General features: G+C 48.2%; 2 pseudogenes. Both read left to right on the forward strand.

Annotated elements, in window-relative coordinates:
* A pseudogene (locus FD01_RS16930) lies at window positions 1-123 on the forward strand (hypothetical protein); the annotation flags it as partial.
* Between the two features lie 12 nt (window positions 124-135).
* A pseudogene (locus FD01_RS01430) lies at window positions 136-473 on the forward strand (ISL3 family transposase); the annotation flags it as partial.

Below are 473 nucleotides of genomic sequence, written 5' to 3' on the forward strand. Positions count from 1 at the left end.
CATTGTGCTAATTGCGGCTTCGCCGACAAAATCGTGAAATACGGAACACAAAAGGTGAGAATCATCGCACCATCCGCGGGCTTTCGGCCAGCTTATATTCTCCTCAAGCGTCAAAGATACCGCTGTGAGGCTTGTTTGACGACTTTTAGCGCGCACTCTCCGTATGTATGGCAGAACTGCCAGATCTCGCAACCGGTTCGACAGATGATTCTTTCAGAGGCAATGACCAATATCTCACTCAAGGACATTGCCCGTCGCTACTTCGTTTCAGATAAGACCGTCCAACGGATCGTCGACGCCGAAGCTAAACAACATCACAATTACCAAACGCAATGGTTGCCCCCACACATGGCATTTGATGAATTCAAATCCACGGACAAGATGAGCTTTATTTGGTGTGACAGTACTTCGCACACGCTTGGTGAAATCCTTGCCCTCCGGACAAGCCGCACCTTAAAAGAATACTTTGAATC

Origin of the sequence: Lacticaseibacillus manihotivorans DSM 13343 = JCM 12514 (genome assembly GCF_001435035.1) — a bacterium.
Classification (GTDB): domain Bacteria; phylum Bacillota; class Bacilli; order Lactobacillales; family Lactobacillaceae; genus Lacticaseibacillus; species Lacticaseibacillus manihotivorans.